12 protein-coding genes are annotated in these 16,534 nt (G+C 43.8%); all 12 read left to right on the forward strand.

Translation table 11 applies throughout. The features are described from left to right. Window positions 1–5 precede the first annotated feature (5 nt). Window positions 6–1,415, forward strand: a complete 1,410-nt coding sequence (locus KEM09_RS16365) for a sulfatase family protein (RefSeq protein ID WP_212229903.1) — start codon at window positions 6–8, stop codon at window positions 1,413–1,415. An 11-nt stretch (window positions 1,416–1,426) separates the two neighbouring features. Continuing rightward, window positions 1,427–2,920 (forward strand): Gfo/Idh/MocA family protein, encoded by a 1,494-nt coding sequence (locus KEM09_RS16370; protein WP_212229904.1) that lies wholly within the window; start codon window positions 1,427–1,429, stop codon window positions 2,918–2,920. Window positions 2,921–3,021: 101 nt separating this feature from the next. Continuing rightward, window positions 3,022–6,189: a beta-galactosidase, LacZ type gene (gene lacZ, locus KEM09_RS16375; protein WP_212229905.1), complete on the forward strand. Its 3,168-nt coding sequence runs from the start codon at window positions 3,022–3,024 to the stop codon at window positions 6,187–6,189. 160 nt (window positions 6,190–6,349) lie between these two features. Next, a complete protein-coding gene (locus KEM09_RS16380) occupies window positions 6,350–7,639 on the forward strand; it encodes a NapC/NirT family cytochrome c (RefSeq protein ID WP_212229906.1) in 1,290 nt (429 codons plus the stop codon). Between the two features lie 11 nt (window positions 7,640–7,650). Further along, window positions 7,651–8,952 (forward strand): Gfo/Idh/MocA family protein, encoded by a 1,302-nt coding sequence (locus tag KEM09_RS16385; RefSeq protein ID WP_212229908.1) that lies wholly within the window; start codon window positions 7,651–7,653, stop codon window positions 8,950–8,952. Window positions 8,953–9,244: 292 nt separating this feature from the next. Further along, window positions 9,245–9,862, forward strand: a complete 618-nt coding sequence (locus KEM09_RS16390) for a hypothetical protein (protein WP_212229910.1) — start codon at window positions 9,245–9,247, stop codon at window positions 9,860–9,862. Window positions 9,863–10,158: 296 nt separating this feature from the next. Beyond that, window positions 10,159–11,688, forward strand: coding sequence for a 2,3-bisphosphoglycerate-independent phosphoglycerate mutase (gene gpmI, locus KEM09_RS16395; RefSeq protein WP_212229912.1), 1,530 nt, complete (start codon window positions 10,159–10,161; stop codon window positions 11,686–11,688). Between the two features lie 109 nt (window positions 11,689–11,797). Then, entirely contained in the window at window positions 11,798–12,463 is a 666-nt protein-coding gene (locus KEM09_RS16400) for a ferredoxin--NADP reductase (RefSeq protein WP_212229914.1), read from the forward strand. 2 nt (window positions 12,464–12,465) lie between these two features. After that, window positions 12,466–13,509 carry a dual-specificity RNA methyltransferase RlmN gene (rlmN, locus tag KEM09_RS16405; protein ID WP_212229916.1) on the forward strand — a complete coding sequence of 348 codons (1,044 nt, stop codon included), beginning with the start codon at window positions 12,466–12,468 and terminating at the stop codon, window positions 13,507–13,509. A gap of 92 nt (window positions 13,510–13,601) precedes the next feature. Then, complete coding sequence (locus KEM09_RS16410; RefSeq protein ID WP_212229918.1) at window positions 13,602–13,922, forward strand: single-stranded DNA-binding protein; 321 nt, start codon at window positions 13,602–13,604, stop codon at window positions 13,920–13,922. Window positions 13,923–14,048: 126 nt separating this feature from the next. Further along, on the forward strand, window positions 14,049–14,852 hold the full coding sequence (locus KEM09_RS16415; RefSeq protein WP_212229920.1) for an outer membrane protein assembly factor BamD: 804 nt from the start codon (window positions 14,049–14,051) through the stop codon (window positions 14,850–14,852). Window positions 14,853–15,069: 217 nt separating this feature from the next. Beyond that, the coding region (locus KEM09_RS16420) for an Ig-like domain-containing protein (RefSeq protein WP_212229922.1) at window positions 15,070–16,534 on the forward strand (1,465 nt) is incomplete at its 3' end.

The following is a 16,534-nucleotide window of genomic DNA, read 5'->3' on the forward strand; positions in this document are numbered from 1 at the left end:
CTAAAATGAAACAACTCATTTCAATTCTTCTGTTTCTTATCGGTATTCAGATAATAGCTCAAGAAAATATAGCCAAACCTAACATCATCCATATTTTGGCCGACGATGTTGGTTATGATGATTTGAGTTGTTTTGGTTCAAAGGATATTTCAACGCCCAACCTGGATGCATTAGCAGCCAAAGGAATGAAATTTACCAGCTTTTACGCTCCTCATGGCACATGCACCCCTTCCCGGGCTACTTTGTTGACTGGCCGCTATTCGCCTCGCATAAATAATAACCAAGGGCTATTTGTGCTCTTTCCACACTCTAAACACGGCCTTGAAGATGAATTGGAAACAACCATTGCTGAGCTTTTAAAAGAAGAAGGTTATACCACTGGATTGTATGGCAAGTGGCACCTGGGGCATTTGCCACAGTACCTGCCTTGCGTGCATGGGTTTGATGAGTTTTTAGGCATCCCCTATCCCAACGACCATGGACCGGAACGGATTGGTAACAGCGGCTGGCGGCCCAATGGCGTGAGCGATCCGGCTATTCCGTTGATTGAGCAGGCTCAAATCATTAAGCGTTGCGATAACAATGATCTGGCTGAGCTCCCTGCTTTATTTACCCGTGAAGCCTGTAAGTTCATTTACAGAGCAGTTAAGGAACAACAGAAGCCTTTCTACCTTCAATATGCCAACATTGAAACGCATACGCCCTGGTTTGTTCCCAAAGGCTTTGAAGGCCGAAGCAAGGCAGCAGCCTATGGTGATGCGGTAGAATACCTTGACACCTCTGTTGGTATTATTATGAACACACTAAAACGCTTAGGTATCGAAGACAATACCATCATTGTTTTTTCATCTGATAACGGGCCATTGGTACACCGCGACCAGGAACTGGAGAACTGCTATGGAAAATTTGGATTCACCGATCCTGAGAGAAAACATATACTGAGAGAAGGTAAATACCAGGAACGTTACGATGGCGGCATCCGTGTATCGTGCATCATGACCTGGGAGGGGCAAATACCAGCCGGTACAAGCTGTAACGAACCTATTGGTGCAATGGACTTATTCACCACTTTTGCGGAACTTGCAGGTGCTTCAATTCCTGATGATCGGATAATTGATGGCAAGAATATCTGGCCACTGATGAGTGGTCAGCCAGGTGCAAAAACACCACACAAAGCCATCTATGGGTTTAAGCCTAAAGGTGGAATATCCAGTATACGCTACCAAAACTGGAAACTGGTTTTGGCAGGTAAGCACTGGACTGGCGAATTAAAGGAACATCACTTGTTTGACTTAACGACTGATATTGGCGAAACGACCAACGTGGCTGAACAACACCCTAAACTGGTAAATCAATTGGTAAAAATGGCTAATGAGGCTGCCGAGGCAGTTCAACATGATAAAAAACTAAATTAAATTCAACGATTATGGCATCCGACAGACGATCATTTCTTAAAAACATGGCCCTTGGGGCCGGCGTTGTTACAGCTGCTCCTTTAGCGAGCTGTGCAACAACAGGCACCAAAGAAAAAGAACAAGTAGCATACATACGAGAAAATGCAGAGCGAGTACCTAAAATGAACTTTAATATGTGTGGCTATGCAGCGCCAAAACTTAGTACAGTGCGTGTTGGTTTCGTTGGTATTGGCGATAGAGGTACACCGGCAGTTAAACGCATGACGCACATCGAAGGCGTTGAAGTGACTGCCATCTGCGACACTCGTCAGGCAGCTATGGATGGTGCACAAAAGATTTTGAGCGAAGCTGGATTACCTAAAGCGAAAGAGTTTACGGGTAGTGATACGGCCTTTAAAGAGTTATGTAACAGCGACCTCGTGGACCTGGTGTACATTGCTACTCCCTGGGAATGGCACGTACCGGTAGCTATTGCCGCCATGAAAGGCGATAAGCATGCTGCTGTAGAGGTATCTACCGCCAAAACCATGGACGAGTGCTGGGAGATGGTGGAAGTATCGGAACAAACCAAGAAACACTGTGTTATTTTGGAGAACTGCTGCTACGACTTTTTCGAGCTGTTAACCCTTAACATGGCTCGCCAGGGCGTGTTTGGCGATTTAGTACACGGAGAAGGTGCTTACATCCACGACCTGGATTACTGGCATTTCAATAAGCCCCAGGATGACAAGCCGGGTGGCGATGGAGCCTATGATAAGCTGTGGCGTCTGCACGAAAATACCCGTAAGGCCAATGTATATCCAACACACGGTTTAGGCCCTATCTGTCAGGCCATGGACATCAACCGTGGCGATCGCATGGATTACCTGACGGCCATGATGTCTGATGACTTTACCCTGGCCAATCGCATCAAAGAATTAGCACCTGACCGTCCTGACCTGCAACAATTTGTTGGCAAACAAATGCGCGGGAATATGGATATGCAGATGATACGCACCGTCAAAGGACGCACCATCATGATACAGCACGACATTAGCTCACCACGCCCCTATTCACGTATTCACATGTTAAGTGGTACTAAATGTTTTGCACAAAAATGGCCACTTCAACATATCGCATTCGGCCACAATGTAGCGGACGATGCTAAAATGAAAGAGCTGTGGGATACCTACACTCCTGAAATTGTGCGCCGTGTGGGTGATATGGCTAAGCAAGTAGGTGGTCACGGAGGTATGGACTTTATCATGGACTGGCGCCTGATTGACTGTTTACGCAACGGCTTACCAATGGATATGGACGTGTATGATGCGGCAGCCTGGAGTTGTATCACGCCGCTGAGCGAATGGTCCATCGCTAATGGGTCAAAACCCATTAATGTACCTGACTTTACACGCGGTGCCTGGAAAACCAACAAGCCGGTTGAATTAACCCTTAAAGGTGGTGGTACCACAGGTGTAAGAAACCTGGCTGAGGCAGACTCAAAAGGACAATTATCTGTACATTAATTTAATAAAGCAGCAGGCTGCATAAGCCTGCTGCCATTCTCCAAATAATTATATTATCCATGTCATCTGGTAATAATCATATACTGGATTAATTCATTACTATGGCTAAACACTTTTTCGCATACTTATTGGTATTTGTTGGTATTTCAAACTTATGCCCGGCATTAGCCAATAAATCAAACGACTGGGAGAACCCCAAAATGTTTAATCAAAACAAAGAGGCTCCCCACGCATCATTCATGACCTTCTCGAACCTGCCAGATGCTTTAGCTAAGAAGCACGAGGCATCGGTTTATTACAAAAGTCTGAATGGCACCTGGAAATTTAACTGGGTAAGAAAACCGGCTGACCGACCTGTCGATTTTTACAAACCATCCTTTGATGTCAGCACGTGGGATAACATAAAAGTTCCGTCCAACTGGGAGCTTGAAGGCTATGGCATACCTATTTATTGTAATCATCAATACGAGTTTGCCAGCTATAAAGCGCCTGTTTCAGACGAGATCAAATATGTAGAAACCATCTACCCGGCTAATCCGGGCCAGGTGCCTCATGATTATAACCCGGTTGGCTCCTACCGACGTTCATTTACTGTACCTGAGAGCTGGGATGGCCGCCAGATTTTTATTCAGTTTGGCGCTGTTAAATCGGCCTTCTACATTTGGATTAATGGACAGAAAGTAGGCTATAGCCAGGGTAGTAAAACCGAGGCTGAATGGGACATTACCAAGTACCTGCAAAAAGGCGAAAACACCGTTGCCATTGAAGTATATCGCTGGAGTGACGGCTCCTACCTGGAATGTCAGGACTTCTGGCGCATCAGCGGGATAGAACGTGATGTATTTATCTACTCGACCCCTAAAGTGCGTATTCGCGACTTCTTTGTCAAAGGAGATTTGGACGAGAACTACACAAATGGTCAGTTAAAGATTGACGTTGACCTGAAAAATCACATAAAAGGACTTCGTGCCGGCAACTACAAGCTGACTTACATGCTGTTTGATCACAATCAGAAGGTAATAGCCAGCGAAACAACCACAGCTAAAATCAATAAAAAAGCTGATTTAGAGCTGCATTTTGAAAAGGCCATCGATAATCCGTTAAAATGGACTGCCGAAACGCCTAACCTTTACACCGTTGTATTACAACTTGAGGATGCCAAAGGCAATAAGGAATATGTATCAGCCAAAACAGGTTTCCGGAAAGTGGAGATCATTGATGATATTTTCTACATCAATGGTGTTGAAGTATTGATCAAAGGCGTTAACCGTCATGAGCACAACCAAACGACTGGTCATGTGGTGAATGAGGAAGACATGCTTCACGAAGTAAAACTCATGAAACAATTCAACATCAACGCGGTGCGCAACTCACACTACCCTACTCATCCACGTTTTTACGAGCTTTGCGATGAATACGGCCTGTATGTAACCGACGAGGCCAACATTGAATCACACGGCATGTATTACGGCAAATATTCATTGGCTAAAAACCCTGAGTGGAAAGAAGCTCACCTCGACCGCAATATGCGCATGGTTGAGCGCAGCAAGAACCACCCATGTATCATTGTGTGGTCAATGGGTAATGAAGCTGGCGACGGCGAGAACTTCACCGCTGTGTATGACTGGATTAAGCACCGCGATCCTTCACGACCTGTACATTATGAACGTGCTGAGATGCGTGAAAATACAGATATATTCTGCCCACAATACCCGGGCGTTCGCTATCTGAAACACTATGCTTCGAAACACCAGACTAAGCCAATGATTATGAGTGAATATTCTCATGCCATGGGCAACAGTACGGGTAACCTGGCTGATTTATGGGACGTAATTTACGACCGCAACAACCGCCAGTTGCAAGGTGGCTACATTTGGGACTGGATTGACCAGGGCTTACTGGAGCACGATGAAGAAGGACGTCCCTACTGGACCTACGGAGGCGACTATGGTGAGAACATGCCAACTGACGGTAACTTTGTATGTAACGGCATCATTTTCCCTGATATGACGCCACAACCAGGCATCTGGGAAGTAAAATACGCCTATCAGTATGTGCGCTTCTCCAATGAAAATCTGCCACTTGGTCAATACAAAATCTCCAACTATCATGACTTTATCAGTCTGGATAATTATGATATTCGCTGGAGCATCTCCGAAAACGGAAAAGAAATCCATCATGGTTATGTGGATGTTTCATTAAATCCGCACCAAAGCCAGGTAATTGAAATCCCTTCTGCCCCAATTAAGGGTCTACCGGAATGTGAGTATTTCATCGATTTCTCGGTACGACTGAAGCAAGGTGTTTCACTACTTCCGGAAGGTTTTGAAGTAGCTCACGAGCAATTTACCTACCCGGTTCCTGTGCACCCAATTGCTCCTTTTGAGCAATATGCTAAGCTTAAAGTCAATGAAAATGACGCGCTGATTAGTGTTGATGGACAAAACTTCAGCATTGCTTTCAGTAAACAAGAAGGTACCATCTCACAATGGACTGTTAACGGAACCGACCTAATTCAGAAAGGTCCGGCCATTAATTTCTGGCGCGCTCCTAACGACAACGACAAAGGCAGCAACATGATTAAGCGTCTGGGCATCTGGCGCGAGGCAAGCCAATCGGTAAAAGTGACTAACATCAATGTTGAGCAAGCAACCAACTATAAGGCCGTTGTTAATGTAAGCTACTCAATTGAAGCCATCGCATCGACGCAAACGGTGAGTTACGAAGTATTGGGCAATGGTAAAATCATTGTTACCAATAAGCTTCAATTAGGTAAAGACGACTTGCCAGCTCTTCCGCGCTTTGGCATGCGAATGGAAATGTCTGTTGAGTTCGATAATCTGAAATTCTTTGGACGTGGCCCACACGAAAACTATTGGGACCGAAACCGTAGTGCATTTGTTGGCTATTACGAAAGCAAAGTAGCTGATCAATACGTGCCCTATGTTCGTCCGCAGGAAAATGGCTACAAAACTGATGCACGCTGGTTTGAGTTGCGAAACAATAACGGTTGGGGTATAAAAATCAGTGGCATGCCAACCTTAGGTTTCTCGGCACTGCACAACCCAATCGAAGATTTCGATCAGGAAACACACGATGAATACAAACACCTCAACGACATCGTTAAGCAGGATGGCGTATACCTCACATTCGATTTGAAGCAGATGGGTGTGGCAGGCGATAACTCATGGGGAGCTACTCCATACGAGCAATACACCTTACCTGCCGAAAACTATGAGTTTAAATTCAGTATCGAACCTGTTTTTTAATAAATAGACAAAAGGTTATATATTTCACAAAAGAGTCTGGTTATTATTAATCAGGCTCTTTTGCCGTTAATAATTTAGGGGATATACGACAATTGGGTGTTATACTTTTAAAGTCCTTCTCGAATAAATACTATTTTTGAACGGAGATAAACAAAAAATAATGAAAAAGGGGGTAGTTCGACTTTTATTATTGAGCATTGTGCTTGTTTTACTAAGCTTCTTATTAAAGAAAGCCGACCATTACACCTCTACCGACTCCTATTGCAACAGCTGTCATGTGCACGAGCATGCTCATAGCTCTTGGCTGCAATCGCCACACAACCACTCTGCCGAACAAAAAGTACATTGCATCGATTGCCACCTGCCACCCAAAGGGCAAAGTTTTTATAAGGAAAAAGCAAAGGCTGGTATTCGCGACATCTATGCCTTTTATTTTAAGGACTCAACTGATATTAATTGGCAGCAAAAGTCGCAGGTTGAGTTTGCAAAACATCATACCTACAAAGAATCCTGTATCCACTGTCATCCCAAATTATTCCCTGTTGAGCTGTCAGAAAACGGTGAGTTGGCCCATTGGCATTATCAGCAGAATGAAAAGGAGATGCATTGTATCCAGTGCCACATGAATGTGGGGCACGGAACCGATAAAAAAGCCAGTCATAACTACAAGCTATTAACCAACGAACATAAGCAAGACACCATCTACGCTAAGGCTGCAGACATTCATTCATTCCAGGCGTTTACCGAAACCGTACCCGGAAGTGATGTTTCCTTCAGGATGCTGCCCGTTCAGGGAGAAACCAAGCAGGACAACAGCTCCACCTCTATCGAATCCTTTTTTATAGGAGAGATGGAAGTCAGCTGGGACGAATATCTGCTATTCCTCTCCGAAACCGAATCAGAAGGACGCTCTGACCATACCGAAGTGGATGGCATATCCGGAGCTACACCGCCGTGGGGCAATCCCGATCAGGGATGGGGTTTAGGAGCCCGACCAGCCATTACCATGACTCATCATGCGGCCACGGTTTACTGCCAATGGCTATCGCACAAAACAGGTAAAAACTACCGACTGCCTACCGAAGCCGCATGGGAACATGCTGCCCAAAAGGCAGTTGAAAAACAAACCCTGAACCATCAACTCGTCAATACAAACAAAACAAAAACTATAGAGCCGGATGAAGTTCAACCCGATGGCATTGGCGCACGTCACCTGTTTGGCAATGTAAAAGAGTTTTGTTCCGACCCGTTTGAAAATAACAGTAAGGAATTTGTTATCAAGGGCGGCTCATTCAAATCGGATATTAATGAGTTAGGCCCGACCTATCGTGAATCGACACAACACGACAATTGGTTGAAAACCGATCCGCAGATACCCAAGAGCATCTGGTGGTATTCCGATTGCAACGATGTGGGATTTAGAGTTGTACTTAGCTATCAAGCAGAATAAAACAGTTAGATATGAGCAAGCATTCACGTCGCGATTTTATCAACAAAACGGTTCTGGCCGGAGGATTTGCTTTGGCCGCTGGTGCAATAAGCTGTCGTAAGCAAAAGCAGACCTTTGATTTGCCCCTTACTGCGCCGGATGGACCGGTACTTAAAGCAGGCTTAGTTGGTTGTGGTTCCCGCGGAACAGGTGCAGCTCTTAACTTTTTAGATGCCGGGCCTTCGTTGGAACTGGTGGCTCTGGGCGATGTGTTTGACGACAAGCTGCAAAAGTGTCGTGCCAATATTAAAAAAGAACGAGGCATTGAAATAGACTCTGAGAAATGCTTTGTGGGCTTTGATGCATTTGAAAAAGTGATTGATGCCGGGGTTGATATTGTTCTGTTAGCAACACCTCCCTTCTTCAGGCCAGAGCACTTTGAGGCAGCCGTTAAAGCCGGCAAGCACATTTTTATGGAAAAACCGGTTGCTGTAGATCCCAGCGGCATTCGCTCCATTCTTATTAATGGTATGCGCGCCAAAGAGATGGGCCTATCGGTGGTGACAGGCACCATCAAAAGACACCAGGTCGACTATTTAGCGACTTATGAGAAAGTATCGCAGGGAGCCATTGGTGAGATTGTGGCCGGCAACTGCTACTACAATCAGGGCAAACTGTGGCACGTTAACCCTCGCGCCGAATGGAGCGAAATGGAGGCGATGATTCGCAACTGGGTGAACTGGTGCTGGCTATCGGGCGATCATATTGTGGAACAACACATTCATAACCTCGACCTGATGAACTGGTTCATTGGCACTCATCCGCTGAAGGCAACAGGTTTTGGCAGCAGGCAACGTCGCACTACGGGCGACCAGTACGATAATTTCAGTGTTGATTACGTCTATCCTGATAATGTGCATGTGCACAGCATGTGCCGCCAAATAAATGGTTGCTCTACCAATGTAAAAGATAGCATTAGAGGAACGCATGGTTACACCAATTGCGAAAACACCATCTTTAATCCTCAGGGCGAAGTACGCTGGAAATTTCCATTGACCGAAGATCAGGAACAGGATCGCTGGCATTTCTTCTGGCGTGCATTTGTGCAGGAACACATCGATTTGGTAACGGCTATCCGCAACAAGCAACCTATCAACGAGGCACAGCAAATAGCTGAATCCACCCTCACCGCCATTATGGGGCGCATATCGGCCTACACGGGTAAAGTGGTTACCTGGGATGAACTGCTCAACAGTGAGCTAAAGCTCGGCCCTAAACATTTTGTGATGGGTGATGTGAACATCAGTAAAACCATACCAGTACCCGGTCAATAATGGATAAGCAAACAATCACCTGCACACATTGCAACTCCAGCTTTGATAAAGATGAATTACAAAGAAGCTGTTGCAACTGCTTCTGTTGTACCGCTTGCGAAATATACATATGTGCCAGCTGCCAGCAGGAGATAGTTATAACCCCCTTAGGTCAGCCACCAGGCTACACAAGGAACCCTTCTCCGCCAAACACCTCCTGTCCAAATAATTAATAACATTTTGCAAAAAATGTTAATCCTCTTTTTTTGGCACATTTTTTATTGATTCATCACCAAACAATTAAAACAAAACAATGATGAAGTCAATTCAAAGTATTTTTATCGCACTGGGTATTTTAGTGAGTGTGTCGGTGCAAGGAGGAGAAAGAGGTTTAATTGAAGTAAACAATCACAGCCTTAGTGGACAATCAATTATTTCAGTTATTAATACAGGTTTCAACTATAACAGTGTAAAACTCGTCTGTAATCTAACTGGTGAATCTTTTATCCAGGAATCAATTGAGAACACAGCAAATTTCCAAAAGCTTGTTGATCTTAAAACCTTAAACGACGGCGATTACACCGTTGAACTGGAAGGCAACGGGGAATTTGTTCAAAAGAAGATTAATATACAGTATGGCGAATTAAGAAATGCCGACCTGGCCAAAGATATTTTCGAAGAAACCAAGAACATGAAGTTCTTCCTGGATGACAAGAAGGAGAAACTTACGGTAAGCTACATAAATCCGGATAAAGATGAGCTAACCATTAAGCTTGTGAACCTGGATACCAACAAGGTAGTTGACCATATCAAAGGAAGCAGTAACATCGCTTACTCAAACATCATTGAGCTGGATCACCTAAGAAAAGGAAATTACAGAACTACACTTATTTCAGGTGATACTTCTTACCATTTTGATTTTACTCGATAAGCTTAAATACACTTTTAACAGAGTATAAAGAAATATAAAAACCGAAACAGCATTGTTTCGGTTTTTTTGGCATTCATAGCAAATGAAATCATCAGCTGCGAAATATTAAATCTTTTTAACGTTTATCGCAATCCCAGCAATAAACTAACTACACCTTTGCTTGTTTACTTTTAGATAGTTAAATATCAACCACAGGAAGCGCCAAACCTTTTAATTTCCTGTTAATTTATCTATTTTTGCGCCGTTTTATTCGACGATTGTAAAGTAAAAACAGAAAAAGATTTAAATATTATCACATGAGCAAGAAAACGATTTTGATTATCCTTGATGGATGGGGATATGGAGACCATTCGAAATCAGATGGTATCTTCACTGGTGAAACACCTTATTTCGATAGCTTGGTTAAGAACTATCCAAACTCCAAACTGCAAGCTTCGGGCGAGAACGTGGGTTTACCTGACGGACAGATGGGGAACAGCGAAGTGGGTCACTTAAACATTGGTGCCGGACGCGTTGTATATCAGGATTTAGTAAAGATTAACCGTGCTTGCGCAGACGGAAGTATTGCTCAAAACCCTGAAGTGGTTAAAGCCTACTCATATGCCAAGGAAAATGGCAAAAAGATTCACTTCTTAGGTTTGTTATCTAAAGGTGGTGTACACTCAAGCCAGGAGCACCTGTATAAACTGATAGATATTGCTAAAGAATATGGCATTGAAGAGCGCGCTTTCGTGCATGCTTTCATGGATGGCCGCGACACCGACCCTAAAAGTGGAAAAGGCTTTATGGCTGAGTTGCTTCAGCACATGGAAAAATCAGGTGGACAAGTAGCTTCTGTAATTGGTCGCTACTACGCCATGGACCGCGATAAGCGCTGGGAGCGTGTAAAAGAAGCATACGACCTGATGGTGAACGGAACAGGTAAAGCCACTACTGATATCATCGCAGCTATTGATGAATCATACGCCAATGGTGTAACCGATGAGTTTATCAAAGCGCTTAGCCACGTGGATGCTAACGGAAAACAAGTTGGTACTATCCAGGAAGGTGATGTAGTGGTATTCTTTAACTTCCGCAACGATCGTGCCCGCGAAATCACTCAGGTGTTAACACAGGAGGACATGCCTGCTGAAGGTATGAAAACCATTCCATTGCATTACTGCACCATGACGCCTTATGATGCAACTTTTAAAGGTATGCATATTTTATACGATAAGGATAATGTAAGCAATACCATTGGTGAGGTGGTTGCCAATAATGGCTTGAAACAACTACGTATTGCCGAAACAGAAAAATATGCTCACGTAACGTTCTTCTTCTCAGGTGGTCGCGAGGCTGTATACGAAGGAGAAGACCGCATATTGGTGAATTCGCCAAAGGTAGCCACTTACGACCTGCAACCTGAAATGAGCGCCTACGAGGTAAAAGATAAGATCGTAGCTGAGCTAAATCAGAACAAATACGATTTCATCGCATTGAACTATGCCAATGGCGATATGGTTGGTCACACCGGTGACTACGATGCGATTATGAAAGCCGTTAAAGCGGTTGATGAGTGTTTGGAAGCAACCGTAGAAGCTGCTAAAGCCAATGGTTACGAAGCCATCATTATTGCCGACCACGGTAATGCTGATAACGCGATTAACGCTGATGGTTCGCCAAATACGGCTCACTCATTAAACCCGGTTCCTTTTATTTGGGTAACCGAGCGTCAGGGTGATATCAAAGACGGTATTTTGGCCGATGTGGCACCTTCATTGCTTCGCCTGATGAACGTGGAGCAACCAGAAGAAATGACTGGTGAGTCACTGATTGAATTGAAGTAAGACTCAACAATTGATATAATATAAAGGCAACTCGTAAAGGGTTGCCTTTCTTTTTATCTATTTAGGCAAACAATAGGTGTTTAATCGTGTTTCATACAAAAATCGAGTAATGAATCAGCACAAACGTAAGGAGCTTCAAGCCGTAAAGGTCATTAGCAATCAACTATTGGCAAAGGATGTTCATCATATTAAACTGGAGAAACCATTTTCATTCCTGGCCGGACAAGTAGTTGCCCTTGCCATGCATCCCACTGATGAGCCCCGCCTCTACTCCATCGCCTCCGGAACCAACCAAACTTTCCTGGGCATTCTGTTCGATGTGAAGCCTGACGGTGAATTAACACCTCCATTATCAAAGGTGAAGCCCGGCGACACCCTTTACATATCAGCACCCTTTGGTAAGTTTTTATGCAAAGAGCAGCCCGCTACCTGGATAGCCACCGGCACCGGCATCGCCCCTTTCATCTCGCTGGTTGAATCAGGGTTATCCAATAATATTACCTTGCTGCATGGCGCCCGCACCATCGATAAATTCTATTTCCAGGATGAGCTTCAGGATAGACTTGGTGAAAACTACCTTAGATTTTGCACCACCGAATCGGGGCCACAGATAATGGAAGGCCGGTTGACCAGCTATTTGGAAAATGCCACCAACCTGCCAACCAATAATAAATACTATCTTTGTGGTGGTTCGCAGATGGTGATTGATGTACGTGAAATACTGATTGCGAAAGGCGTTCCTTACGACAATATTATAGCAGAAATTTATTTTTAGAGATGAGCAAAGAGGCACTATACGGTAAAACACTGAGTGAGTTAAAGGTTTGTGTGACAGAATTGGGTTTACCCGCATTCACCTCCAAGCAAATAGCCGATTGGTTGTATAAAAAACATGCATCCTCGATTGAAGACATGACCAACCTGTCGAAAAAAGCCAGGCTTCAACTAAGCGAAAACTATGAAGTGGGCTTAACGCCTCCTCAATCTTTTCAGGAGTCGGTGGATGGAACCAAAAAGTACCTGTTTCAGACCCATAGTCAGCAGTTTATTGAAGCGGCCTACCTGCCCGAGGAAAACAGAAATACCCTCTGCATCTCATCTCAGGTTGGCTGTAAAATGGGTTGCCTGTTCTGTATGACGGCTCGCCAGGGCTTTCAGAAAAACCTGAGCAGCAACGAAATACTCAATCAGATAGCCAGCCTGCCCGAGCGCGATACCTTAACCAATGTGGTGTACATGGGCATGGGCGAACCAATGGATAACATCGATAACGTACTGAAAAGCCTGGAAATAATCACTGCCGATTGGGGCTATGGTTGGAGCCCACGCCGCATCAACGTGTCCACCATTGGAGTAGTGCCTGCCATGCGCCGTTTTATCGAAGAGTCCGAGGCTCACCTGGCCATCAGCCTGCACTCACCTTTCAACGAAGAGCGTAAGCAGTTGATGCCCATTGAGAATGTTTATACAGCCGAAAAAGTGATTGAAGCATTGCGTGATTACGATTTTGGCCGTCAAAGACGTATATCATTTGAGTACATCATGTTTAAGGGCGTTAACGACTCACCTCAACATGTAAAAGGCCTGCTACAACTACTCAACGGAATAAAATGCCGTATTAACCTTATCCATTTTCACCCTATTCCTGACTCACCACTTAAAGGAAGTGACTATAAAACCATGGAGATGTTTCGCGATAAGCTTTCGCAGAAAGGGATTACCACCACCATCAGAAAATCGCGCGGTGAAGATATTTATGCCGCCTGCGGTTTATTATCAACCAAGAAACTGGTTCAGAAGGATACAGAACAAGACTACTAACCTAAAGCATTTTCCTGCAAGCTATTGACATTCATAATTAAGCTTTTTAGATTTATCAATAATTAAAATTCCAATAACCAAATCTAAAAAAAATGCTTAAACTAATTTTGAACGGAACAGTCGGAAAAGATGCCGATGTAATAGACGTAGGCAACCGAAAAGCCATCAATTTCAATGTAGCCGTTTCAATGGACTACAAAAACACACAAGGTGAAAAAGTGGAACGCACCGAATGGGTGAAAGCCGTGCTGTGGCGAAGTGAAAAACAAAGTATCAAAATTGCCGATTACTTAAAAAAAGGTCAAAAAGTATTGATAGAGGGTGTTCCCGGAAGCGAAGGCTACCAATCTAAAGATGGACACATCAAGGCATCATTGCACGTTAACGTCAAAGATATTGAACTCTTAAATTAAGTCATTAACGAATCGCAAAGGTTGCACCCATTGGATTGTGCAGTCTTTGCTATTTAATGTTTCCAGCCCATTCATACCAGCTCTTTCATAAATCTTTGTATTTTTGAATACAAAACAAATTGTGGTATGAGGATCCTATCGTTTACATTATTTGTGGCCCTTTTATTCGCTTCGTGTGGCCCCAATAAGCAAGAACTGGCTAAAGCAAAATATAACAGAGCAGAACAACTGTTTGCTGACAAGAATTTTAACGATGCCAAGCTGGAAATTGATTCGATTGCCGAACTCTATCCTGGACAAATTGAATATATCACACGTGGCAACGATCTGTTACGTAAAATTACCATTGAAGAACAAAAGCAGAATAAAGTATTTTTAGACAGCATGCTTCAGACAAAACAAGCAGAGCTGGAACCATTAATGAAAAATTTTATTGAATCATCAGATTATGGCGCAAAGAAAATTCTCATACACAAACGCCAAAAGCCCGAAAATTCATACGGAAGAACCTATTTAAGGGCGCACCTCGACCTGGATGGCAATTTCTATATCTCCAGCAGATACACTGGCACTGATAGAATATACCATGATCAGATAAAAGTATATTTCAGCGGTAACGAAGCACAAAGTGAAGTAGTTCCTGAGGATGGCTTCAACAACCGTCATTTTGAGGACGGCGAAAACCAATGGGAAGTCATTAATTTTAAAGATGGAAAGGATAATGGTGTCATTGACTTTATTGCACAAAATGCCAATCAATCAATTAAAGTGCAGTTCAGAGGCAAAAAATACTACTACATTGTGATGGAGAAATTTGACAAGGAGGCCATACGCGATGGCTACGAAATTTCTTTCGTATTAAAAGAAATCAAACGAATTGAAGAAGAACTGAACAAAGTAAAAGCTGAACTAAATCGCTTAAATGCGTAAATTAAGCATAAGATAACTATACTGCTGCAGTTAATTGCAGCAGTTTTTGCACACTCATACTGCAATTAATTCCCTAATTCACAAGCGTTACAAATTACAAAAGCTACAATCCTATACTTTCACAATCATTTTTAGTCCTTTCATCAAAAAAGTAGGCCAAAAGGTATAAACCTTAATAACTTTAGCTAATTAGTTTTACTCACAAAACTACATTAGCATGCAAACCACTACCCCATCTAGTAAGTTATTTAAAATAACTTGCTTAGCTTTTTTCGCCATATTATTGCCAGCTTTGGCTGTTGGGCAAGATCCTGTTGCCAATGATGATGCTGCAACAGTAAATGAAGGTGCTGCCGTCACAATTGACCTAACTGACAATGATACGGATGCTGACGGAATTAATGTTACAACCGTATCATTAGGAGCTGCCACAAACGGCAGCCTCTTAAACAATAATGACGGAACTGTTACCTACACTCACGACGGCTCTGAAACTACAAGTGACAGTTTTACCTATACGGTTAATGACAATACCGGAGCTACTTCAAATACCGCAACTGTTAACATTACGATTACACCTCAGAACGATCCGCCGGTAGCCAATAATGATGCGGCAACGGTGAACGAAGAGGCTTCGGTCATTATCGATCTGACGGTCAACGATACAGACGTGGATGGAACAGTGAATGATGGAACTATTGTAGTAAGCGCAGCTTCAAATGGCTCTATTACAAATAATAATGACGGAACGGTTACCTATACACACAACGGTTCGGAAACAACCAGTGACAGCTTCACTTATACGGTTAACGACAATACCGGAGCTACTTCAAATACCGCCACAGTCAGCATTACCATTACGCCTCAGAACGATCCGCCGGTAGCCAACAATGATGCGGCCACTGTGAACGAAGGAGCTTCGGTTACCATTAACCTGACTGGCAACGATACAGATGCTGATGGCACCATTAACAATGCCTCTGTTTCTGTGGGAACGGCCACAAACGGAACCATAGTCAATAATGGCAACGGTACAGTAACCTACACACATGACGGTTCGGAAACAACCAGTGACAGCTTCACCTATACGGTCAATGACAACAACGGAGCTACTTCAAATACCGCAACTGTCAACATCACCATTACGCCTCAAAACGATGCGCCGGTAGCCAACAATGATGCGGCCACAGTTAACGAAGGAGCTTCTGTTACCATTAACCTGACAGGCAACGATACAGATGCTGATGGTACCATTAACAACGCCTCTGTTTCTGTAGGAACTGCAGCCAATGGAACCATAGCCAATAATGGCAACGGCACAGTAACCTATACACACGACGGCTCTGAAACTACAAGTGACAGCTTCACTTATACCGTTAATGACAACAACGGAGCTACTTCAAATACCGCAACTGTTAACATTACCATTACGCCTCAGAACGATCCGCCGGTAGCCAATAATGATGCAGCCACTGTGAATGAAGGGGCTTCGGTTACCATTAACCTGACAGGCAACGATACGGATGCAGATGGCACCATTAACAACGCCTCTGTTTCTGTAGGACCGGCCACAAACGGAACCATTGTCAATAATGGCAACGGTACAGTAACCTATACACACGACGGCTCTGAAACTACATCCGACAGTTTCACTTATACCGTTAATGACAATACCGGAGCTA

This window comes from Carboxylicivirga mesophila (genome assembly GCF_018271975.1).
Taxonomy (GTDB): domain Bacteria; phylum Bacteroidota; class Bacteroidia; order Bacteroidales; family Marinilabiliaceae; genus Carboxylicivirga; species Carboxylicivirga mesophila.

Coding starts and splice junctions, on each gene's coding strand:
- KEM09_RS16365 (WP_212229903.1), top strand. CDS start 6: ATGAAACAACTCATTTCAATTCTTCTGTTTCTTATCGGTATTCAGATA.
- KEM09_RS16370 (WP_212229904.1), top strand. CDS start 1,427: ATGGCATCCGACAGACGATCATTTCTTAAAAACATGGCCCTTGGGGCC.
- lacZ (WP_212229905.1), top strand. CDS start 3,022: ATGGCTAAACACTTTTTCGCATACTTATTGGTATTTGTTGGTATTTCA.
- KEM09_RS16380 (WP_212229906.1), top strand. CDS start 6,350: ATGAAAAAGGGGGTAGTTCGACTTTTATTATTGAGCATTGTGCTTGTT.
- KEM09_RS16385 (WP_212229908.1), top strand. CDS start 7,651: ATGAGCAAGCATTCACGTCGCGATTTTATCAACAAAACGGTTCTGGCC.
- KEM09_RS16390 (WP_212229910.1), top strand. CDS start 9,245: ATGATGAAGTCAATTCAAAGTATTTTTATCGCACTGGGTATTTTAGTG.
- gpmI (WP_212229912.1), top strand. CDS start 10,159: ATGAGCAAGAAAACGATTTTGATTATCCTTGATGGATGGGGATATGGA.
- KEM09_RS16400 (WP_212229914.1), top strand. CDS start 11,798: ATGAATCAGCACAAACGTAAGGAGCTTCAAGCCGTAAAGGTCATTAGC.
- rlmN (WP_212229916.1), top strand. CDS start 12,466: ATGAGCAAAGAGGCACTATACGGTAAAACACTGAGTGAGTTAAAGGTT.
- KEM09_RS16410 (WP_212229918.1), top strand. CDS start 13,602: ATGCTTAAACTAATTTTGAACGGAACAGTCGGAAAAGATGCCGATGTA.
- KEM09_RS16415 (WP_212229920.1), top strand. CDS start 14,049: ATGAGGATCCTATCGTTTACATTATTTGTGGCCCTTTTATTCGCTTCG.